General features: G+C 65.8%; 1 protein-coding gene. It reads right to left on the minus strand.

Going from position 1 to position 240, the window contains the following annotated elements; all coding sequences use genetic code 11:
• A partial coding sequence (locus CH341_RS33330) for a TOBE domain-containing protein (RefSeq protein ID WP_146604835.1) occupies nt 1–240 on the minus strand: 240 nt, incomplete at both ends.

Consider the following 240-nt stretch of genomic DNA (forward strand, 5'->3'; position numbering starts at 1 on the left):
CAGGCCGCTTTCTGCAGGCGATCTCTGGAAAGGGCCCGGCCGCTCTCGTCGAAGAGCAGCAAATCCGCGGCATCGGCGGCGAGACGCACGCTTTCGCCGCGCTCGATCGCCACTTCCCCGGCAAGCTTCGCCACCACCGGATCGTCCTGGCGGCCGATATCGACGTAGACGAGCGTGACCTCGCCCAGAAGCTCCACCAGCGTGACCTCGCCTTCGATCAGTGCCTCCTCGTCCATTTCC

This window comes from Rhodoplanes roseus, from assembly GCF_003258865.1.
Classification (GTDB): Bacteria; Pseudomonadota; Alphaproteobacteria; order Rhizobiales; family Xanthobacteraceae; genus Rhodoplanes; species Rhodoplanes roseus.